Source organism: Bacillus inaquosorum (assembly GCF_023238325.1).
Classification (GTDB): Bacteria; Bacillota; Bacilli; order Bacillales; family Bacillaceae; genus Bacillus; species Bacillus inaquosorum.
Map to the genome: position 1 here is coordinate 3,821,775 of NZ_CP096592.1, position 22,018 is coordinate 3,843,792.

Genomic DNA, 22,018 nt, shown 5'->3' on the forward strand with positions numbered 1-22,018 from the left:
AGTCTTTTTTTATTACTTCTGATTTGCAGCTTCGACAGACGCTCCGATAAAGCCTTTGAATAACGGCTGAGGTCTTGTCGGTCTTGACTTAAACTCTGGGTGGAACTGAGAAGCCACGAACCAAGGGTGGTCTTTCAGCTCGATAATTTCAACAAGGCGTCCGTCAGGGCTTGTGCCTGAGAATACGAAGCCTTGGTCTTCCATTTGCTGTCTGAATTCGTTGTTGAATTCATAACGGTGGCGGTGACGCTCATACACCACTTCATCCTGATACACTTCAAAGGCTTTCGTGCCTTCTTCAAGCTTACAAGGGTAAAGGCCGAGACGAAGCGTTCCGCCGAGATCCTCAACATCCTTCTGTTCAGGAAGAAGGTCGATGATCGGGTATTGCGTTGACGGATCAATTTCCGCTGAGTGAGCGCCTTTTAAGCCCAGTACGTTTCGTGCATATTCAATAGACGCAACCTGCATGCCCAAGCAAATGCCCAAGAACGGAATTTTGTTTTCGCGCGCGTATTTTGTTGCGACGATTTTACCTTCAACACCGCGGTCTCCGAATCCGCCCGGCACGATGATGCCGTCCGTTCCGCTTGTGAGCTCTTCGATGTTGCTTTCTGTCACTTCTTCCGCGTTGATCCATTTTACTTTTACATCTGTGTCAAACGCATACCCCGCATGGCGGAGAGACTCGACAACAGAGATGTATGCGTCAGGAAGCTCAACGTATTTACCGACAAGGCCGATTGTGATCGTTTGAGACAGGTTGCTGACTTTGTTCACAAGCTCATGCCACTCGGACATTTCCGCCTCTTTGCATTCCAATTTCATGTGCTCGCAAACGAGCTTATCAAGCCCTTGTTTTTGAAGCTCGAGCGGAATGGAGTAAAGGTTGTCCGCATCTTCACACTCGATAACCGCTTTTGTATCGATATCGCAGAATAGCGCGATTTTATCTTTCATATCTTGAGAAATCGGCATTTCTGTACGAACGACGATGATGTTTGGCTGAATGCCCAAGCTGCGCAATTCTTTTACGCTGTGCTGTGTCGGTTTTGTTTTTAATTCACCCGCAGCTTTAATGTAAGGAACAAGCGTACAGTGGATGTACATTACGTTTTCACGGCCGATGTCGCTCTTCATTTGGCGGATCGCTTCAAGGAATGGCAGTGATTCGATGTCTCCGACAGTACCGCCGATTTCTGTAATGACAACATCTGCGTTTGTTTCTTTCCCCGCGCGGTAAACACGGTCTTTCAGTTCGTTTGTGATGTGCGGGATGACCTGTACGGTTCCGCCAAGGTAGTCTCCGCGGCGTTCTTTTTTAAGAACTGTTGAATAAATTTTACCTGTTGTCACGTTGCTGAATTTATTCAGGTTGATGTCGATAAAACGCTCATAGTGACCAAGGTCCAAGTCTGTTTCAGCGCCGTCATCCGTTACGAATACTTCACCGTGCTGGTACGGGCTCATTGTTCCCGGGTCAACGTTGATGTATGGGTCGAATTTTTGAATCGTCACATTCATTCCGCGGTTTTTCAGCAAACGTCCTAATGAAGCTGCTACAATACCCTTTCCAAGTGAGGATACAACTCCCCCAGTTACAAAAATATATTTCGTCATTTCGTTTGCTCCTCTCTTCGCTCTTAGCTACATTTTTAAAATGTACTATTTTATAAAAAATCATTTAGCCTTTTAAATGATTTATAAGAAAAATGAGGGGTGAAAATAAGAAAGCTCCCTTTCAATTTCTTGAAAGGGAGCATAACGTACTATGTTCTCTCTTCGTTTTTGAAGAGCCCAAAATACATACTACATAGTTCGACTATGAAAGTCAAGATCGTTTTGAAGATGAAATCTTTTACTATTTGAGATCCTCTTCTTCTTCTTCATAGTCTTCATCATCTTCATCAATAATATCTTCTTCGATCTCAAGATCGTCGTCGTCTTCATCGAGATCTTCATCGTCAAAATCGTCGGTGTCAAGATCAAGTTCTTCCTCGACTTCATCTAAATCAATGTCGTCTTCGTCGATCTCTTCAAACTCGTCAAGATCAAGATCTTCTTCGACTGCTTTCTTCGCTTTTTTCTTTTTCGCCTTGACTGTCGGCTGCGTTTCTTCGTCAAGCTGATCATACGGATACCAGCTGCGAAGCCCCCAAGTCTGGTCAGAAAGCGCCAGGAAGCGGCCGTCAATGTTTAAATCTGTATAAAATTGAGCGATGCGGTCTCCAAGCTCTTCTTTTGTCACGCCGAGCAAAGATGCGATTTCATTTAAAAGCTCCTGAAATGGAACTGGTTTTTTATGTTCTTCAAATAATTCGTGAGCGATTTCAACTAAAGCCATTTCCTTTAGCTCTTCCTGTGAATATTGTTTGATACCCAAGGTCGGACACTCCCTTTCTATTACATATATGTATCTGTTTTATCAATAATGAAAGCGATTTTGTATCGTTCTTATACAAACCATACCTCTCATTATAAACAAAATAAAACAGAATATGCTACCCTTAACGGCGTTAATTTAAATAATTTTACAAGAGTGATCCGACTGATAGATGTTTTGCATCAATCCGCGAGCATTCGGGAGATGACAAGTCTTTGAATTTCTTGAGTGCCTTCATAGATTTGCGTGATTTTTGCATCACGCATATAGCGTTCAACCGGATAATCTTTTGTATAGCCGTAGCCGCCGAAAATCTGCACGGCTTCGGTCGTCACCTTCATCGCCGTATCCCCCGCCAGCAGTTTGGACATGGCGGAAGCTTTTCCATATTGAAGGCCTGATGATTCAAGCCACGCTGCCTGATAGGTCAATAGCCTTGAAGCTTCTATCATTGTAGCCATATCTGCGAGTTTAAAAGCGATGCCCTGCTGCTCGGCGATCGATTTTCCGAATTGCTTTCTCTCTTTTGCGTATTGCAGTGCCGCATCAAGCGCCCCCTGAGCGATTCCCACAGCTTGAGCGGCAATGCCGTTTCTGCCTCCGTCTAGCGTCTTCATCGCGATTTTGAAGCCTTCCCCTTCTTCTCCGAGTCGGTTTGCTGCAGGCACAACACAATCTTCGAACGTGATTTCCGTTGTCGGGGACGAACGGATGCCCAGCTTCTTTTCTTTCTTGCCTGTCAAAAATCCTTCGAAATCCTTTTCTACTATAAAAGCGGAAATGCCTTTTTTCTTTTTCTCGGGATCGGTGACGGCAAAAACAATGTAAATATCCGCAATCCCGCCGTTTGTGATAAACACTTTTGAACCATTTAACACATAATCATCGCCGATTCGTTCAGCAGTTGTTTTCATGCCGCCGGCGTCAGAACCGGACCCTGCTTCGGTCAAAGCGAAAGCGCCGATTTTCTCTCCGAGGGCCAGCTGTGTTAAGTGCTCTGTTTTCTGTTCTTCCGTCCCAAAGGCAAACAGCGGCCAGCTGCATAGAGAGATATGGGCGGAAAGCGTCACACCGGTGGAGGCGCACACTTTCGAAAGCTCCTCCACCGCGATGACGTAAGCCAGAAAGTCACTTCCGATTCCTCCGTAATCTTCAGGCCACGGGATTCCCGTCAGCCCTAGATTCGCCATTTCCCGAAACAGCTCGCGGTCGAAGCGTTCTTGTTCGTCGCGTTCTGCCGCTGTCGGGGCCACTTCATGCTTTGCAAAATCACGGACCAATTTCCTGATCATTTCGTGTTCTTCTGATAATGAAAAATTCATGGCTTCTCCCCCATTTTCATATCAGCGCCTAAGACAGATTGGGCCAGAAGCTCGGCGACGTCATACGTTTTGACCCGGTCTTCGGCTTCTTTCGCCTTTGTGCCGTCCCCAAGCATCGTGAGACAGTACGGACAGCCGGAGCTGATTACCGATGGGTTGACCGCGAGTGCTTGCTCTGTCCTGGCGACGTTAATCCTGTTGCCCGTTTCTTCCTCCATCCACATTAATCCCCCGCCGGCGCCGCAGCACATGCCGGTTTCCCGGTTTCTTTCCATTTCAATCAGCTGTACGCCCGGAATGGCTTTCAAAATCTCCCTCGGCGGATCATAGACTTCGTTGTACCGGCCCAAGTAACATGAATCATGGAAGGTAATCGCCTCTTGTAGCGGGTGCTGCGGTTTTAATTTCCCGTTCTTCACCAGCTCGGCCAGCACTTCTGTATGATGATAAACCTCGCCTTCAAATCCGAAATCCGGATATTCGTTTTTAAATAAATTGTATGCGTGCGGGTCGATCGTAACGATTTTTTTGATATCATTTTTTTCAAATTCAGAGATATTCTTCTCAGCCAGCTCTTGGAACAAAAATTCATTTCCGAGGCGGCGCGGCGTGTCTCCTGAATTTTTTTCTTTATTGCCGAGGATCGCGAAGGACACGCCCGCGTGATTGAGCAGCTTGGCAAAGGAGACCGCGATTTTCTGGCTTCTGTTGTCGTAAGACCCCATGGAACCGACCCAGAAAAGGTACTCAAATTCTTTTCCTTCTTTTTTCAATTCTTTTACGGTCGGAATCTCGGCATCCGGCGCCGCGTCACGCCAATTTTCACGTTCCTTGCGGTTGAGGCCCCACGGATTTCCCTGCCGCTCGATACTGGTCATGGCGCGCTGTGCGTCACTGTCCATTTTTCCTTCTGTCAGTACGAGGTAGCGGCGGAGGTCGATGATTTTATCCACGTGTTCGTTCATGACGGGGCATTGATCCTCGCAATTCCGGCAAGTGGTGCACGCCCAAATTTCTTCCTCTGTGATGACGTCACCGATCAAGCTCGGATTGTAATCCAGCGCGGCGGCGGCTTCCTGCGATCCGCTGCCCGCTGACGCTGCCGCCAGCTGATTGCCTCTCGTATGCCGGAACGCTGCCGCGGGCACCCAAGGCGAGCGTGAGGTGACGGCCGCGCCTTTTTCTGTGAGATGGTCTCTGAGGCGCAAAATCAAGTCCATCGGCGACAGCATTTTTCCGGTGCCTGTTGCAGGACACATATTGGTGCAGCGGCCGCACTCGACACACGCGTACAGATCAAGCAGTTGGGACTGCCTAAAATCTTCTATTTTCCCCGCTCCGTAGCTTTCTTTCGTTTCGTCGGTAAAATCGATTTTTTCAAGCTTTCCGGCCGATTCCATTCTGTTGAAAAAAACATTGGCAGGTCCGGCGATTAAATGGGCATGCTTCGACTGAGGCACGTACACTAAAAAGCTCAGCAAAAACAGAAGATGGATCCACCATGCGATATAGAAAATGACCGCCGCGCCTGTTTTCCCAATTCCGCCAAGCAAAAACGCAATACCAGATGCTATCGGCTCGCTCCAAGAAAGCCCGTGCTCATGCCAGATTAGATTCATCCCGTTTCCAAGCAGAACCGTCAGCATTAACCCCCCAATAAAAATGAGAACAAGTCCTGCTTTGAAACCGCGTTTCAGCCTGACGAGCTTTTCGATATAACGTCTGTAGAATGCCCAGCCCACAGCAATTAAAATGAGAAACGTAACGATTTCCTGAAAAAAGGTGAAAGCGGGATAGACAGGGCCAAGCGGCAGATTTCGATCGGGAGCCAGTCCTTTGATGATAAAGTCAATAGCTCCGAACTGAACCAATATAAATCCGTAGAAAAACATGACGTGAATGATTCCGCTTTTCTTGTCCTTGAGCAGTTTTTTCTGTCCAAATACATTCACCCAAATGGCGTGAAGCCGTTCCTTGATCCGTTTATCAAATTGTTCTTTCTGGCCGAGCCTGATGTAGGCCAGTCTCGTTTTGACCAAGTAAACAAACAAATAGACAGCGTAAGCGGTTACAACCAGAAATAACAATGCATTTGCGATGAGAAAGCCGCTCATTCCAATTCCCCCTTTTTACTGATAAAGACCGCGATCCCCTACCCTCGAATCTGTATAAGATTATCTTTATGATAAATAATGAATGAGTGTTCAGTCAATAATTAAATTCCTGCTGTTCGGGCACACTACCTTTACTACGGAAAGGAGTGCCGGGATGAAGATATTTTTCGTGATTCTCATCATTGTCATCATACTATTGGCTTTCATTCTGCTTGATATCTTCATGGGACGCGCCATTTATAAAAAAAACGCGTACGAGCCTGTTTTTTCAAAAAAGAAGAGCGATATTCAATTGATCCACTGCGGTGCTGATCTTGTGGAACGGATGATGGAAGACATCCGCCAGGCCGTTTCTTCAGTTCACGTTATGTTTTTTATTATGAAAAACGATGAGGTCAGCCACAATATGTTTACGCTGCTGAAAGCAAAAGCACAAGCCGGTGTTTCTGTTTATTTGCTGCTGGATTGGTCCGGCAGCCAAAAAATTAAAAAACCGGCGCTGATGACGATGAAAAATGCCGGGGTTCAGGTTCATTTTCTTAACAAGCCTCGTTTTCCTTTTTTCTTTTTTCATATGCAAAAACGGAATCACCGGAAAATCGCTGTGATAGACGGAAAAATCGGCTATATCGGCGGGTTTAACATCGGTGAGGAATACCTGGGAAAGAAGGCGAAGTTCGGCAATTGGGAGGATTATCATTTGCGTATGAAGGGAGAAGGCGTCCGCGATCTTCAGACGCTTTTTACCGCCGACTTGAAACGAAATACCGGATCAGCTGAACTAAGCCCGGATGTTTGGCCGGAGCTTCCGCAAGGGAATATCTCTCATAAGATTTATGCGACTGACGGTTATTCTCTTGAAAAAACGTATTTGGCAAATATCGCGAAGGCAAAAGAGCGCATTACCATTTGCACACCTTATTATATTCCGACAAAATCACTTCAGCAGGCCTTGGTCAAAGCAAGAAAAAACGGTGTAGCCGTTACGATCATCGTGCCGATGAAATCAGATCATCCACTAGTCAGAGAAGCAGCTTATACGTATTATTCGGAGCTCTTGGATGCCGGCTGTCTTATCTACCGCTTTTATCAGGGGTTTTATCATGTGAAAGCCCTGATTATTGACGATCATTTCAGCATCATCGGCACCGCCAATTTTGATCAGCGAAGCTTCTTTTTAAATGAAGAGGTGAATGTTGAAATTGATGATAAAGCTTTTACAAAAGAAGTCTATGCCACGATTGAAGAGGATATTAAAAGGTCGGAGCTGCTGACTAAGGAGAATTTCAAAAAACGCACATTCAGGCAGCGCCCGGCGGAATGGCTTGGCAGAGCAATATCTTATTTTTTATAAAGGAGAGTTCCTATGATTTTCAGATTCGGGTTCGTTTCAAACGCGATGAGCCTTTGGGATGCGTCTCCCGCTAAAACATTAACATTCGCGCGTTATTCCAAGCTTGCAAAGGATGAAAGAAAAGAAGCGCTTCTGACTGTGACAAAAGCCAATTTGCGCAATACGATGAGAACCCTTCACTATATCATCGGCCACGGCATTCCTTTGTACCGTTTTTCCAGCTCGATTGTTCCGCTGGCCACGCATCCCGATGTGATGTGGGATTTTGTGACGCCGTTTCAAAAGGAATTTCGGGAGATCGGGGAGCTTGTCAAAACACATCATCTGCGAACAAGCTTTCACCCCAACCAATTCACTCTGTTTACGAGCCCGAAGGAATCCGTCACAAAAAATGCGGTAACCGATATGGCGTATCACTACCGCATGCTTGAAGCCATGGGCATTGCTGATCGCTCCGTTATCAACATTCATATTGGCGGCGCTTACGGAGATAAAGAAACTGCCACTGCTCAATTTCAGCAAAATATGAAGCAGCTGCCGCAGGAGATCAAACAGCGATTGACGCTTGAAAATGATGATAAAACATATACGACGGAAGAAACACTTCAGGTCTGTGAAAAAGAGGATGTTCCGTTTGTCTTTGACTTTCATCATTTTTACGCCAATCAAGATGATCACGCCGACCTGAATGAAGCACTGCCCCGGATGATCAAAACGTGGGAGCGGATCGGGCTGCAGCCAAAGGTTCACCTGTCTTCCCCAAAATCGGAGCAAGCCATACGCAGCCATGCCGATTATGTTGACGCCAACTTTTTGCTGCCGCTCTTGGAACGCTTCAGGCAATGGGGAACAAATATTGATTTCATGATTGAAGCAAAACAGAAAGACAAGGCGCTTCTCCGCCTGATGGATGAATTAAGCTCCATCCGCGGCGTCAAACGCATCGGCGGCGGCACGCTGCAATGGAAATCTTAAATGTGCAAAATCAGGTTTACAGATCGTCGGCTCTGGGAACATACGCTATATAAGACAACAATCGATGGAGGAGAAAGATCATGAAAAACATCAAGTCTCTGAAAGTAGCCGCACAGGCATTTACTTTAAGAAATTTGATTCATCTTTATAAAATGTGCCATTCCGGAAGCCACGAGGTTTATATTTATTCGAAGAAAACGATGTGCAAAATCAAAAGCTTAATTGAGCTTGAAACGTTCCGCATGGCTCATAATGAAAAGGAATATTTGATTGTAGTGGAAGGAACCAAAGCATCACAGCTGATTGAAAAATTCCAAAATATCGTCGAGCCTGCTGAAAAAGAGGCGCTTTAACTTACATATAAAAAGGATAGACATCTTGTCTATCCTTTTTCTTATGGCCTTACATAATGGAGCTGAACCGCCTGTCCAAATTGTTTCATCCCTTTTAACCGCAGCTTTGTTTCATTTGTTAGTTCGTGAAACAGCGGGATGCCGCTCCCTAAAACGACTGGAATAATGGTGATGATGAATTCGTCGATGGCGTCTTCTTTCATAATGGCATTCACCAGCTCTGCCCCGCCTGCTATCCAGATGTTTAAGCCTTTATCCCGTTTCAAACGGTCAGTAAAGGCCTTGGCTCTCTCATTGATAAATGTCACATGTTCATCCTGATAACTGCCGGGCGTTCCTGTGAAAACGTAGCATGTTTTATCCTGATACGGGAAAACCGGTGTGAGGATTTTGACGTGTTCATATGTGCTCCGGCCTAAGATGACGGTATCAACCGTCTGATAAAAATCACTGTATCCGTTATCGCCTTCACCTTCAAATTCATCCAGCCAATCGATGCTTCCATCTTCTCTCGCGATCATCCCGTCCAATGAAACGGCAATGTACAGCACATTTTTTCTATCCATATTTTCCTCCTATTGCTGAACCATTTGCCCGAATTGCGCTTGATGCAGCCTGCTGTATAGGCCTCCGGCTTCAATCAGGTCTTGATGGCGGCCTTGTTCTTCAATACCGTTGTTTGTGACGACCACAATTCTGTCCGCGTCTTTGATCGTCGCCAATCTGTGGGCGATCACGAGCGTCGTGCGCCCCTCCGACAATTCTTGAAGCGCCTTTTGGATCGCCGCTTCTGTTTCTGTATCAAGAGCCGAGGTTGCTTCGTCGAGAATCAGGATTGACGGATTTTTCAAGAACATCCGTGCAATTGACAGCCGCTGCTTTTGCCCGCCGGAGAGCTTCACGCCGCGTTCACCGATAATGGTATCCAATCCATCCGGCATGTTATGGACGAGCTCTTCCAGATGCGCCTGTTTCACAGCCTGCCAAATGTCTTCTTCTGATGCGTCTAATCGGCCGTAGGCGATATTTTCTCGAAGCGTGCCCGAGAATAAGAAAACGTCCTGCTGCACGACGCCAATCTGCCCCCGCAGTGAAGACAGTGTCATATCTTTAATGCTGATGCCGTCGATCGTAATGTCGCCCTCCGATGCTTCATAAAAGCGCGGAAGCAGACTGCAAAGCGTTGATTTTCCCGCGCCTGACGGACCGACGAACGCAACCGTTTCCCCCGCTTGAATAGACAGGTTAATGTCATTGAGGACGTTGTGGTGGTCATCATAGCCAAATGAAACATCTTCATAGCGGATATTGCCCTTCAGGCCGGAAACGACTCTCGCATCCGGAGAATCCTGAATATCCGGCTCTGTCTCCATCAGTTCCATATAGCTTTTAAAACCGGCGATCCCCCTCGGATACATTTCGATAATGGCATTAATTTTGTCAATAGGCCTGAACAGTACATTCGTCAGGAGCACAAACGCCACAAATTCCCCGTACGATAAGGAACCGCGAATGACAAACCACGTTCCGCACAAAAGGACAAACAGCGTGACAAACCGAGTCAGCATATAGCTGATGGAACCGTTTTTCGCCATGATTTTGTATGAGGAAAGCTTTGTGACACGGAAACGCTGATTGTTGACGGCGAAGCGTTCTTTTTCAAACGCTTCATTGCCGAACGCCTGCACGAGCCGAATCCCGCCGATATTATTTTCTACCCGTGCGCTGAAGTCTCCGATATCTTTGTTCAGCGTGGTAAATGCTTTGGTCATTTTTTTGTTGAAATAAAGCGCAAGCCAAATAACAATCGGCATGATGATAAACGTTAATAATGCCAGCTGCCAGTTAATAAACAGCATCACCCCGAACGCCCCGAGAATGGTCATGACGGCAATGAATAAATCTTCCGGGCCGTGATGGGCAACTTCGCCGATGTACATTAAATCGTTCGTCAGCTTCGACATCAGCGTTCCTGTCTTGTTGTTGTCGTAAAATTTGAATGAGAGCTTTTGCAAATGGTCAAAAAGCGACTTTCTCATATCGGTCTCGATATTGATCCCGAGCATGTGCCCCCAGTATGTGACGATATACTGGAGTGCGGAGCTGAGCGCGTACACCGCAAATAAGCCGATTGAGGTCGCGATGATCAGCCCCCAGTCCCTGCCCGGAAGCAAGGTATCAATAAAATAATTGACGATCAAAGGAAAACTCAGCTCCATTAAGCCTCCCGCGATCGCCGAGAAAAAGTCGAGAAAGAACAACGTTTTATATGGTTTATAATACGAAAAAAACTGCCGCAGCACCTTATCTTCCCCCAATGTATAAATAACTGATAACATTTCTCAATTATACTATACACCGGCTGTTTTGAAAGATCAGATTTCTTTTTTCTTACAGAACACCTGAAAACAGACGGGCAAAGGATTCTTTTGTCCGGTCGGCCATTCCCCTTTTATAAAAGCCGACAGGGCTGAGTTTTTCACTATCCACCATATCCTCTTCGAAATGGGCTTCAAGGGTGCGAATCGCTTCGGCATCTGCGAAGAACACGTTCACTTCAAAGTTGAGCTGGAAGCTGCGCATGTCCATATTCGCGGTGCCGACGGAGGCGAGGTCGCCATCAACGATCATGACTTTTTGATGCATGAAGCCTTTTTGATACGAATACACTTCAATGCCCTCCAGAAGCAGCTCTGGGAAATAGGATCTCGACGCGTATTGCGTCAAAAAGCTGTCGTTCTTCTCCGGCACCATCACCCTTACCTCCACGCCTTTTGTCGCCGCTGCTTTCAGCGCCGTGCGAATGGACTCATTCGGGACAAAATAGGGCGTGGCAATCCATACTGATTTCTGCGCTGAAGAAATCATTTCATAATAAAGGTCGCTCATGCTTTCCTTCATGTCAGGGCCTGTCGCGACAATTTGATAAATGCCCCCTCCCTCCACGGGAACCGGCGTATTGTACGCCTCTTGATCAATTAACACTTCATTGGAGACATATTCCCAATCCAGCATAAAAATGGCGTGAAGCGTTTGCACAATTTCTCCTTCCAGCCGCAGGTGAGTATCTCTCCAAAACCCGATGTACGGATCTCTGCTGATATATTCCTTCCCGACATTTAATCCGCCCACAAAACCGATTTTCCCATCGATGATCACGATTTTCCGGTGATTTCTAAAATTCAGTTTCTGATTGAAGAACCCGTATTTCAGGGGAGAAAACGGAACGATGTCCACTCCCGCTTGTTTCATTTTCATGATATCTCTGCTTGCCAGCTTGATGCTCCCTGCGGCGTCATATAAAAACCGCACCTCGACACCCTGGCGCGCTTTCTCCATCATAATGTCCATCATGCCGCGGCCGAGCATGTCTGATTTAAACATGTAGTATTCAATATGTATATAAAATTCCGCTTTCCTCATCGCTTTGAAAATGTCCGGGAAGGTTTCTTCACCGTTTTTCAGCACTTTGATATTGCTTTTCGTATTGATATTCATATGGGCAGCCCTGATGGAATACGTAAAGAACCTTTCCTGATTGTCCTTCAGCCCTGTCACTTCCGGCGTTTCCTCCATGTCAAACAGCTTCCTGAGCTTTTCCCTGTTGTACATTCGTTTTGTCTTAAACAGCTTTCCCTTCACATAAAGCTGTCCGGAAAACAGATAAAACATATAGCCGGCGATCGGAAAAAAGACAAGAATGTGAATCCATAACAGCGTGTGCTGCGAGGTGCGGTTTTCAAGAATTAACGAATAGATGCTGAACAAAATAATACTTCCATAGCAAAGCAATCCTCCGTAAAACTCAAGTCTAGAAACCGGAAAAAACCATATAACATATGCCCCGATAAGCATCATATATAAAAAGAAAAACTCCAGTCTCCTTTTCAGCATCCTGATTCTCTCCAATCTGATCCGATTACCTCCGTATTTCCTCTTCTTTCTAACATTTAAACCTTTGCAGAAAAAAAGCCTCCCCGCACGAGGCGGAAAGGCTTATGATGAGGCTTCCTGTGATTGGCCGGGTGTGATGTTCTGGAACAAAGCCGAGTTGAGAGAGTAGCTGCTTTTGATTTTATTTCTGAAGAAGCTGACGATCAGGCCCGTGACCGCAATCGACACTAAGGAGCAGAGCCCTTTCAGCAAGCCGACTGAGAAGATGCCGGCCAGCACTACGGCAAAATCAAAGAGGAAATTAACTGTCCCGGGATTCCATCCGTACCGTTTTTGCATAAATAAAGCGAGAATATTGGCGCCGCCGAGGGATGCCTGATGATAAAACATGAGTGACAGGCCGAATCCAATCAGCGCCCCGCCGCAAATCGCCCCGGCAAGCGGTGAAAAAGAGACAGGCGGCAGCCAGTGATCCGCGCCTGTAAACAGAGTCAGCGCTGTGACTGCAAATACAGTGGATAAGGTGAATGTGATGCCCATTCTGATGAGAGAAAATATATAAAACGGGATATTAATCAGAAAGAAGATAATAGCAAACGAGGAATGAAACAAGTATGTCAGGCTTAGTGACAGTCCGGCTGTGCCGCCGGTTAATACATGAGAATGTCTGAGAGTCAGGACCCCGGCGCTTGTCATAAGACAAGCAGTTAAAATGAGTAAAATCCGCTTCATTCTTCACTCTCCTTTTTAGATGATGTTATTTCCAAATACAAACATAACAGGATTCCTGGCCGCCCAGCCATTACCTTGGCAGAAAATATCTTGCGTTTTTATTTTAATCAATATAAAAAATCCCCCTCATTGAGGGGGGATTTTTACGAGCGTTTCCGATACACGACATAGCTTCGTGTCAAATATTTGAGCGGAAGGCTGAACACGTGAACCAATCTCGTAAACGGCCACAGGATAAAAACGACGTATCCTATAATAATATGAAGCTTAAACCATAGCGGGACACTCTCCATCAAGGAGGCGTCAGGCCTGAACAAAACGATTTCCCTGAACCACGGCCCTACAGTTGTCCGGTAATCAAATCCTTTCGAATCAATGTTGAGAAACGTGGCTGCAACACCCGACAGCATCATGAACAACAGCAGGAGGAGCGTAAGGATATCCGATGGCGAGCTGGTTTTGCGGATTCTTTTGTCAAACAGCCTTCTGTACGTCAGGATGATAAGTCCGGTACATGCCACGATCCCCGCCGGCAGGCCTGCGCCAATCGCCATTTTGTGATACACATGCTCTGAAATGCCAATGGAAGAGTACAAGGCTTCCGGGATCAAAATCCCCATGAGATGCCCGCCGATAACGCACACCATGCCCCAGTGAAAAAGTGTGCTGCCCGCCGCAAGTTTTTTCTTTTCCAACAGCTCGCTTGATTTCGCCGTCCAGCCAAATTGGTCATGCTGATAGCGGTAAATATGGCCGCCGATAAAGATCGTCAATACAATGTATGGCATCACGCCCCACAGGATCTGCCCGCTCATGCCTGAACAGCCCCTTCAACGCTTTCACGCATGCCGATGTTTTCCAGTGCGTCCAGCAGCACGTGCAGCAGCTCAGCATAGATGCTGTCATTTTTTTCGAGACGGGATGCCAGCTCCCTCACATTGGACAGATATTTCTCAAACACACTTCTTGCTGCTTCAATCTCCGCAATCGCGGCAAATTCCAGCATAAGCGGCAGGTAATCAGGCAGCTCTTTCTCTGTCGGCAGGAAGCCGGATTGCTCGTATGTGTTTTTTAATTGCAGCAATTCAATGCCTCGTTCCCTTTGCTCGCCTGAGTTAAAGTAGGTGACGTACATATTCGTTTTTTTCCCGAAGTCAAACGTATAGACATAGTGTTCAATCAGCGCTTCTTGAGAAAAGCCGGCTGTCGCATCGAAAAAGTGCAGCAGCTTCTCCCGGATTTGCTGGTTGCCGATTTCAAGGATAAGAGCCTTCCAATCGGGAAGCTCGGCTCTCCACTCTTCATCCGGATAAGAAAGAAGATAGGAAAGAGCGGAGAACGTGATTTGCCGATCTGTGGTGTTCATCTTGTTACACCTCATTTAATCAAAAATTAGAAACAAGAGCCGGGACCGCCTGAAAATGATAAGCCGCAGCTCCCTTGCTCAGCGTATAAATCAGACACTTCTTCTCGATGGCTGCTCGGAATCACAAAGCGGTCATCATATTTGGCGATCGCAAGCAGCCGATACATGTCTTCAATTTGCTGTTCTGTTAAGCCGACACTGAAAATCAGTGCCGGGTCGACGGTTTTATTCGTCTGGACCGCTCTCATATACTGGCGCATGACAGACATTTTCTTTAATGTTGACCGAATATGATCGGTATCACCGGCCGTTAATAGCTGTGCCAAATAGTCAATCGGAATTCTCATTTGGTCGATAGCCGGAAAAATATCTTCCCCAGATTGCCGGCTGCCTTTTCCTTCAAAGAGATTCATAATCGGGCTAAGCGGCGGAATGTACCAAACCATCGGCAGCGTGCGGTACTCAGGATGAAGCGGCAGCGCAATCTTCCAATCAATGATCATTTTATAGACCGGCGATTGCTGCGCGGCCTCTATCCATTCAGCCGGGATGCCTTGTTCTTTTGCCAATTTGGCAATCTCAGGATCATTCGGATCAAGAAAAACGTCCAATTGGGAATGGTAGAGATCCTTTTCATTTTCAACAGATGCCGCTTCCTCCACTTTGTCCGCGTCATACAGCATGACACCGAGATAGCGGATTCTGCCTACACACGTCTCAGAGCAGATGGTCGGCAGTCCCGCCTCCAAGCGCGGAAAGCAGAGTGTGCATTTTTCCGCTTTGTTCGTTTGCCAGTTAAAATAGACTTTTTTATATGGACAGGATGAGACGCAATATCTCCATGAACGGCATGCGTTTTGATCGACAAGCACAATGCCGTCTTCCTCGCGTTTGTACATGGCGCCGGACGGGCAAGACGAAACACACGCTGGGTTGATGCAGTGCTCGCAAATACGCGGCAGATACATCATAAAGACCTCATCGAATTCTGTTTTGATCGATTCCTCCATCTTTTGCACGTTTGGATCTTCAAGTCCCGTAATATGGCCGCCTGCGAGATCATCCTCCCAGTTCGGGCCCCATTCAATATTCATAAAGTCCCCGGTCAAGGACGATTTCGGGCGCGCCACTGGCTGGTGTTTTTTCTGCGGGCTGTTTGTTAATGTTTCATAATCATAGTTCCAAGGTTCATAGTAATCATCAATCGACGGCTGGTTCGGATTATAGAAAAGGCCTGCAAGCCGGTTTGTTTTCGGGCCTGATTTCAGCTCGAGCTTACCTTTTTTCAATGTCCAGCCGCCTTTATATTTGTCTTGATCCTCCCATTGCTTCGGGTAGCCGATGCCCGGCTTTGTTTCTACATTATTGAAGTACATATATTCTGCACCGGAACGGTTTGTCCACGTGTTTTTGCAGGTGACGCTGCACGTGTGGCAGCCGATGCATTTATCCAGGTTCATGACCATACCGATTTGCGCTTTAATCTTCAAGCCAATCGACCTCCTTCAGCTTGCGGATGACGACGTTCAGGTCGCGCTGATTCCCTGTTGGACCGTAATAGTTAAAGCCGTAGCTGAGCTGGGCATAGCCCCCGATCATCTGTGTCGGCTTGACGTGAATCCTTGTCGGACTGTTATGGGTGCCTCCGCGGTTATTCGTCAGTTTTGTGCCGGGCACATTGATGTGGCGGTCTTGGGCATGGTGCATAAACGCCATTCCTTTAGGAATCCGGTGAGACAAAACCGCTCTCGCGACGACAACGCCGTTTCGGTTAAAACATTCAATCCAATCGTTGTCTTTGATATCCGTATCCATTGCATCATCTTTATTCATCCACACGGTCGGCCCGCCGCGGAACAGCGTCAGCATCGGCAAGGAATCAAAATACATGCTGTGGACGGACCATTTATTATGCGGCGTCAAATAATTAAGGACGATTTCTTTGCCCTCTTGATCAGGCCGCTTGCTTAGGAACGGACGATGCTGGAGGATCGGTTTAAATGTCGCCATCGTTTCACCGAATTCCATCATCAGTTCATGATCGACATAATAAGATTGTCTGCCCGTCAGCGTCCGCCATGGGATTAATTTTTCAACGTTCGTCGTAAACGGCGAGTACCTGCGCCCTCCTTTTTCTGAGCCGGTAAATGCCGGAGACGTGATGACCGTTTTCGGCTGGGCTGTAATTTGTTCAAACGTAAAGCATTCTTCCTCCCGTTCTTCCGCCAAGTCTTTCAGCTTCAGGTTTGTGATGTTTTCAAGTGATTCCCATGCTTTTACTGCGACTTTTCCATTCGAGGTGGATGATAGGGTTAAAATTGCTTCTGCCGCCTGTTTTGCTTCACTTATATTCGGACATCCCTTCGCGATGCTGTCCGAGGTGATTTCTCCCAGCCTCTTTTTGAGTGATTCATATTCATCAGCTATCGACCAGCTCATCCCTTTTGTTCCGCTCGGTTTTAAACCGGCGTAAGGCCCGAGCGCGGTCATTTTATGAAAAATATGCTTGTAATCCCGTTCAACGACTTGGATGTTCGGCATCGTTTTTCCCGGAATGGCTTCACATTCGCCTTTGCTCCAGTCATTGATTTTGCCGAACGGCTGGGCCAATTCCTGCATCGTGTCGTGGAGGAGCGGCGTTGCTACCACTTCTTTCACCGGCTCCATATCGACTTCTTCTGCCAGATCGGAAACGGCTTTTGACAGAGCCTTGAAAATATCCCAGTCTGATTTGGATTCCCATGGAGCCGAGATGGCCGGAGCGAAAGGATGAATGAACGGATGCATATCCGTGCTGCTGAGATCATGTTTTTCATACCATGTCGCCGCCGGCAGCACGATATCGGAATACAGCGCCGTACCCGCCATTCGAAAATCAAGGTTGATTAATAAGTCGAGCTTTCCTTCCGGCGCCTGCTCCCGCCATTTGATTTCTTCAGGGCGGATGCTGTCGCTGTCGTCATTCATCAAACCGTTCGTCGTCCCCAGCAGATGCTTGAGAAAATATTCATGCCCTTTTCCTGAGCTGGAGATCAGATTTGCCCGCCATACGAAGAGATTCCTTGGAAAATTGGCTTCATTGTCGGGATCTTCAATCGCGAACTTCAGTTTTTTCTCTTGAAGCTGTGAGGCCACATACGCACCGACGTCTTTAGGTGTTGCCGCCCCCGCTCTTTCAGCTTCTTTGTATAGATCAATGCCGTTTTTATTGAATGTCGGGTAGGACGGCAGCCACCCTAAGCGCGCCGCCAGCACATTATAATCGGCGTGATGCTTGTAGCGGGATGACGCAGCGATCGGTGAAGCCAGGTCACTGATCGGCTGGTCCTCGTAACGCCACTGGTCTGTCGCAAAATAGAAAAATGAGGTGCCGTTTTGCAGCTTGGGCACGCCCTCCCAGTCCTTTGCATTGGCAATCGTCTGCCACCCTTCAGCAGGACGGAGTTTTTCCTGCCCCACATAATGGGCCCAGCCTCCGCCGTTTACGCCTTGGGCGCCTACCAGTAAAACTAGATTTAACACCGCTCGGTAGATCGTGTCGGAGTTGAACCAGTGGTTGATCCCCGCTCCTACGATAATCATGGAGCGGCCGTCTGTATCAATCGCATTTTGGGCAAACTCTCTGGCAATTTTAATGACGGCTTCTTTTTTGATTCCCGTCATCTGTTCCTGCCAGCCAGGTGTAAACGGGTGAGGATCATCATAAGAGACGGCTGATTGTTCACCGATGCCCCGGTTTACGCCGTAGTTGGCCAGTATCAAGTCAAACACGGTTGTGACACATACCTCTTCACCGTTCAGGTCCAGTTTTTTAATAGGAAGATCCCGCTCAAGCACTTTGTTTCCGTCATTTGAAAAATACGGGATGCGCACCGTTCCGATTTCGTCCTCTATTCCGAGCACAGAGAGACGGGGCTCAATCGGTTCTCCGGTTTCTTCATCGACCATGTGGAGGTTCCACTTCTGCTGCCCGTCCCAGCGGGAGCCCATTGTCCCTTGCGGTATGGCAAATGCGTTTGTCTGTTCATTCCAGACCGCAGGCTTCCACTGATCATGCTTTGTCTGCCGCCCGATGTCCTTGGCATGCAGAAACCGCCCCGCTGTATATACGCCATTTTCTTTTGACAGGGTAACGAAGAATGGAAAATCCGTGTATTGCTTCGCGTACTTAATAAAACGTTCCGTCTCTTGATTCACGTAAAATTCCTGCAAAATGACGTGACCCATCGCCATCGCAAGCGCCCCGTCAGTCCCTTGGCGGATACTCAGCCAGTCATCCGCGAACTTTGAGGATTCCGCAAAATCCGGACTGATCGAAATGACCTTAGCGCCTTTATAGCGGGCCTCCGCCAAAAAGTGCGCGTCAGGTGTTCTCGTTAACGGAACGTTGGAGCCCCATGTGATGATATAGCCTGAATTGTACCAATCACTGCTTTCCGGAACGTCTGTCTGGTCACCCCAAATTTGCGGGGACGCCGGAGGAAGATCCGCATACCAGTCATAAAAACTGAGCATAGGGCCGCCGATTAATGACATAAACCGGGAGCCTGACGCGTGGCTGATCATGGACATGGCCGGAATCGGAGAAAAACCGACATTCCGGTCAGGCCCGTATTTCATAACTGTATATAGCAGAGAGGCTGAAATCAGCTTCAGCACCTCCGGCCATTCAGCACGCACAAACCCGCCTTTCCCTCTTGCCTGTTTATAGGACTTCGCTTTTCCAGGGTTTTCAACGATCGATTTCCAGGCTTCCAATGGATTTTGATGAGCCTGCAGTGCTTCCCGCCACAAATTGATCAGCACACTGCGCACGTACGGATATTTCACACGGAGCGGGCTGTAAATGTACCATGAAAAACTGGCCCCCCGCGGACAGCCTCTCGGTTCGAAATCAGGCATATCCGGGCCTGTTGAAGGATAATTCAAGTTTTGTCCTTCCCATGTGACAATTCCGTTTTTCACATAAATATTCCAGCTGCAGGACCCCGTGCAGTTGACGCCGTGGGTGGAGCGAACGACTTTGTCGTACTGCCATCTGTTTCTGTATACATTCTCCCAATCGCGATCTTCGCGGGTGGTTTGGCTATGTTTATTTGAATGGTGTTCGATAGGAGAGAAATAGTTCAATCTCCTAAACAACGGACTCATTTTCTTTTTCTTCATGAGAGTTCACTCCTTCCGAGTCAGGTGATGCTAAGTTCACTATAAACAGAGAAAGCGTATTTCCTTGTGAACTATGTCACACACTCTGCTTTTTTCACAAAATGTTCACACAAAGGAGAAGGAAGGACTTTCACAGGGATGTGATGAAGGCGGCGTTCAGGCAGGACGCCTGAGTCATTAGCCGACTTTCATTCAAAGATCAAAAAACCGGTTCTAATTAAGAACCGGGTTCGGCGTTTTCATCCTGTGATGAATGCAGATACCGCAAAAATAATTGATAGGAACAAAAGACATTTTGCTGAAGCATGGCCAAAAAATTCATTTGCAGCTGCGGATTGTAAGACATCATTTTTTTAAATATGTAATAAGGGATATTGAGTATCAGAATGTCTTGAGAGGCATTGACTGAGATAAAAGGCGATAAATACAGCCCGCCTTTTTCATCAATCGGAAACACATCGCCTTTTTCCAAAAGCGCAACGGTTTTCGATCCTTCAGGGAGCCTGCTGTCCATAAAACGGATACTTCCTTTTAATACAATATAAACGGATTGAGAATGGAGAAAGGATGGAGACTGATCAGATGAGCCGCGGATCAACGTCCCGTTTTTCAGCAAGGTTTCGACAATGGATAGAGGCACTTCATTAAACATGGGAAGTTGTTTCAGAAATAATAAATAGTCACACTGATTCATAGGAAAGCCTCCTGTGCTAAGGATAACTTTAGTGTAGCTCGATTGAGCCTGTACAGCAGTGATGTATTTCACAGCTTGTATGATGAATGTCACTTATCGGGGGGATGACTGCATTTATAATGAAATAAAAAAGGAGGATTTTGATGAAGGCACTGATTCCGAAGCAGCACGGCGCATGGGCGATGCTGCTGATTCCATTTTTACTCGGCATGATCAAGGGAGGTCCCGTTTTCTGGCATATTCCGCTATTCCTAGGCTGGCTTTTCCTTTACTTGGCGGTTTATCCTGTTACGCTCGCCTTAAAAAAGAAACAAATCAAACCCTATCAAAAGTGGATTTGTTATTACGGTTTTCCAGCCTGCTGCTTTTTATTAGCCTCTGTCTTTCATAAGCCGCCGCTCATCTGGGTTGGCGTTTCTTTATTGCCGCTGTTTCTCATACATATGTATTACGCCCGCCGAAAAAACGAACGAGCGCTAGTGAATGATATTGCAGGTGTCTTGTTCTTTTGTTCAGGCGGACTTGCAAGCTGCTGGCTGGGGAATGGAACCCTTGACGGCTGGGCTTGGTTTATTTTCTCTCAATCTGCTTTATTTTTTATCGGGAGTTCCTTTTATGTGAAGTCGGTGATCCGGGAGAGAAAAAACAGCGCATTTGCATACTGGTCATGGGGATATCACCTGCTGCTCCCCTTTTTATCTGGTCTTCTCGGAGCAGGATGGGCATTTCTTGCTTTTATCCCAAGCAGTTTGCGGGCATGGTTTTTTCACGGAAGGGATTGGCCTGTGAAAACGATCGGCATTCTGGAAATCGTAAATGCCTGCTTCTTTTTCGCCGTCATGTGTATATTTATCACAAGATAAAAAACCAAGGACCGCCGGCGGTCCTTGGTTTCTTCAGTCAATATTGCAAATCTCCAGCGGACAATTTTCACACTCAATCTCGCATCGCAAATAGTCCCGCTTGTGCAAAATAATTTTTCCGGATTCTTCTATCGAAATCACCCCTTGTTTGCGGAGATCTCCCAGCATCCGGTTGACACTCTCCCTTGCCGCCGCGCAAAACTTTGCCAAATCCTGATTTGTCAGCACAATGTTAATCAGAATGCCGTCGCTTCGTTCCACCCCGTAGCTGTTTGATAAGCGGATAAGAGTGGAGTAGAGCGCCCCCTTTTTGCCGTGAAGAAGCAGATCTCTGATTTTGGACTGAATTTTCCGGAGGTGGGTGCTCATCCATTTCATAAATTCAAATGTCAAAGCACCGTTTTGGGTTAATTCCTTTTCCAGCTTGCTTTTATTAATGACGAGCACCTCGCCATCCTCTAGCACTTTCGCACTGAGCATATATCTCGGTTCTTCAGTGAAAAGTGTTAATTCCCCGACGATATCGTTTTTTTGGCAGATTCTAAGTGTCAGGTCTTTTCCGTCAGACGTCAGCTTGCCGATTTCAATGAGTCCTGATTGAATCAGATAAAGCTCTTCTGCATCCATTCCTTCTTGAAACAAATACGTGTGTTTTTCCATTTTTCTTTTCGTGCTGATTGATTCCAGCAATTCATGCAGATCGCTGGAAAGAAAGTCACTGTCAGATGGTCGAACAGAGAGAAAATTCATGAGCTCACCTCGAAGAAAGTCACGTTGCGTATGTCTATTGTAACGTGAATTG

General features: G+C 46.9%; 18 protein-coding genes. 4 read left to right on the plus strand and 14 right to left on the minus strand.

The genetic code is table 11. The annotated features are described in order from the left end of the window. Positions 1 to 12: 12 nt before the first annotated feature. The 4 genes from pyrG to M1M80_RS19410 all read right to left on the minus strand — a co-directional run bounded on the left by pyrG (position 13) and on the right by M1M80_RS19410 (position 5,819). Positions 13 to 1,620: a glutamine hydrolyzing CTP synthase gene (pyrG, locus tag M1M80_RS19395; protein WP_003235830.1), complete on the minus strand. Its 1,608-nt coding sequence runs from the start codon at positions 1,618 to 1,620 to the stop codon at positions 13 to 15. 241 nt (positions 1,621 to 1,861) lie between these two features. Then, positions 1,862 to 2,383, minus strand: a complete 522-nt coding sequence (gene rpoE, locus M1M80_RS19400) for a DNA-directed RNA polymerase subunit delta (protein ID WP_003235832.1) — start codon at positions 2,381 to 2,383, stop codon at positions 1,862 to 1,864. Positions 2,384 to 2,565: 182 nt separating this feature from the next. Next, positions 2,566 to 3,705 (minus strand): acyl-CoA dehydrogenase AcdA, encoded by a 1,140-nt coding sequence (gene acdA / locus M1M80_RS19405; protein ID WP_060399719.1) that lies wholly within the window; start codon positions 3,703 to 3,705, stop codon positions 2,566 to 2,568. Further along, positions 3,702 to 5,819, minus strand: coding sequence for a heterodisulfide reductase-related iron-sulfur binding cluster (locus tag M1M80_RS19410; RefSeq protein ID WP_060399720.1), 2,118 nt, complete (start codon positions 5,817 to 5,819; stop codon positions 3,702 to 3,704). The genes acdA and M1M80_RS19410 overlap by 4 nt, the downstream gene beginning before the upstream one ends. Positions 5,820 to 5,973: 154 nt before the next feature. On the opposite strand from M1M80_RS19410, the gene cls (M1M80_RS19415) reads away from it, so the two are divergent. From cls (M1M80_RS19415) to M1M80_RS19425, 3 genes are all read left to right on the plus strand, one after another. Then, entirely contained in the window at positions 5,974 to 7,173 is a 1,200-nt protein-coding gene (gene cls / locus M1M80_RS19415; protein WP_060399721.1) for a cardiolipin synthase, read from the plus strand. 12 nt (positions 7,174 to 7,185) lie between these two features. Further along, a complete protein-coding gene (gene uvsE / locus M1M80_RS19420) occupies positions 7,186 to 8,148 on the plus strand; it encodes a UV DNA damage repair endonuclease UvsE (protein WP_060399722.1) in 963 nt (320 codons plus the stop codon). Positions 8,149 to 8,228: 80 nt separating this feature from the next. Next, on the plus strand, positions 8,229 to 8,501 hold the full coding sequence (locus M1M80_RS19425; RefSeq protein WP_003235842.1) for a hypothetical protein: 273 nt from the start codon (positions 8,229 to 8,231) through the stop codon (positions 8,499 to 8,501). Between the two features lie 41 nt (positions 8,502 to 8,542). On the opposite strand, the gene M1M80_RS19430 is transcribed toward M1M80_RS19425, so the two are convergent. The 9 genes from M1M80_RS19430 to arfM form a co-directional block, all read right to left on the minus strand. Beyond that, positions 8,543 to 9,067, minus strand: a complete 525-nt coding sequence (locus tag M1M80_RS19430; RefSeq protein ID WP_060399723.1) for a dihydrofolate reductase family protein — start codon at positions 9,065 to 9,067, stop codon at positions 8,543 to 8,545. A gap of 9 nt (positions 9,068 to 9,076) precedes the next feature. After that, entirely contained in the window at positions 9,077 to 10,804 is a 1,728-nt protein-coding gene (locus tag M1M80_RS19435; RefSeq protein ID WP_060399724.1) for an ABC transporter ATP-binding protein, read from the minus strand. Positions 10,805 to 10,892: 88 nt separating this feature from the next. Next, positions 10,893 to 12,395, minus strand: coding sequence for a cardiolipin synthase (gene cls, locus M1M80_RS19440; RefSeq protein WP_060399725.1), 1,503 nt, complete (start codon positions 12,393 to 12,395; stop codon positions 10,893 to 10,895). Positions 12,396 to 12,497: 102 nt separating this feature from the next. Continuing rightward, positions 12,498 to 13,127 carry a YitT family protein gene (locus M1M80_RS19445; RefSeq protein WP_003235849.1) on the minus strand — a complete coding sequence of 210 codons (630 nt, stop codon included), beginning with the start codon at positions 13,125 to 13,127 and terminating at the stop codon, positions 12,498 to 12,500. A 143-nt stretch (positions 13,128 to 13,270) separates the two neighbouring features. Next, on the minus strand, positions 13,271 to 13,942 hold the full coding sequence (narI, locus tag M1M80_RS19450; RefSeq protein WP_060399726.1) for a respiratory nitrate reductase subunit gamma: 672 nt from the start codon (positions 13,940 to 13,942) through the stop codon (positions 13,271 to 13,273). Then, positions 13,939 to 14,493 carry a nitrate reductase molybdenum cofactor assembly chaperone gene (gene narJ, locus M1M80_RS19455; protein WP_060399727.1) on the minus strand — a complete coding sequence of 185 codons (555 nt, stop codon included), beginning with the start codon at positions 14,491 to 14,493 and terminating at the stop codon, positions 13,939 to 13,941. The genes narI and narJ overlap by 4 nt, the downstream gene beginning before the upstream one ends. A 26-nt stretch (positions 14,494 to 14,519) precedes the next feature. Then, positions 14,520 to 15,983, minus strand: a complete 1,464-nt coding sequence (gene narH / locus M1M80_RS19460) for a nitrate reductase subunit beta (protein ID WP_060399728.1) — start codon at positions 15,981 to 15,983, stop codon at positions 14,520 to 14,522. Then, positions 15,973 to 19,659: a nitrate reductase subunit alpha gene (locus tag M1M80_RS19465; RefSeq protein ID WP_060399729.1), complete on the minus strand. Its 3,687-nt coding sequence runs from the start codon at positions 19,657 to 19,659 to the stop codon at positions 15,973 to 15,975. Before M1M80_RS19465 ends, narH begins: the two co-directional genes overlap by 11 nt. A 217-nt stretch (positions 19,660 to 19,876) precedes the next feature. After that, positions 19,877 to 20,353, minus strand: coding sequence for a Crp/Fnr family transcriptional regulator ArfM (gene arfM, locus M1M80_RS19470; protein WP_060399730.1), 477 nt, complete (start codon positions 20,351 to 20,353; stop codon positions 19,877 to 19,879). A 143-nt stretch (positions 20,354 to 20,496) separates the two neighbouring features. Between arfM and M1M80_RS19475 the strand changes: the two genes are divergently transcribed. Further along, positions 20,497 to 21,216 carry a YwiC-like family protein gene (locus M1M80_RS19475; RefSeq protein WP_060399731.1) on the plus strand — a complete coding sequence of 240 codons (720 nt, stop codon included), beginning with the start codon at positions 20,497 to 20,499 and terminating at the stop codon, positions 21,214 to 21,216. A 33-nt stretch (positions 21,217 to 21,249) separates the two neighbouring features. Here the strand turns inward: M1M80_RS19475 and fnr are convergent, their stop codons facing one another. Continuing rightward, on the minus strand, positions 21,250 to 21,966 hold the full coding sequence (fnr, locus tag M1M80_RS19480; protein ID WP_003235867.1) for a fumarate/nitrate reduction transcriptional regulator Fnr: 717 nt from the start codon (positions 21,964 to 21,966) through the stop codon (positions 21,250 to 21,252). Positions 21,967 to 22,018 lie beyond the last annotated feature (52 nt).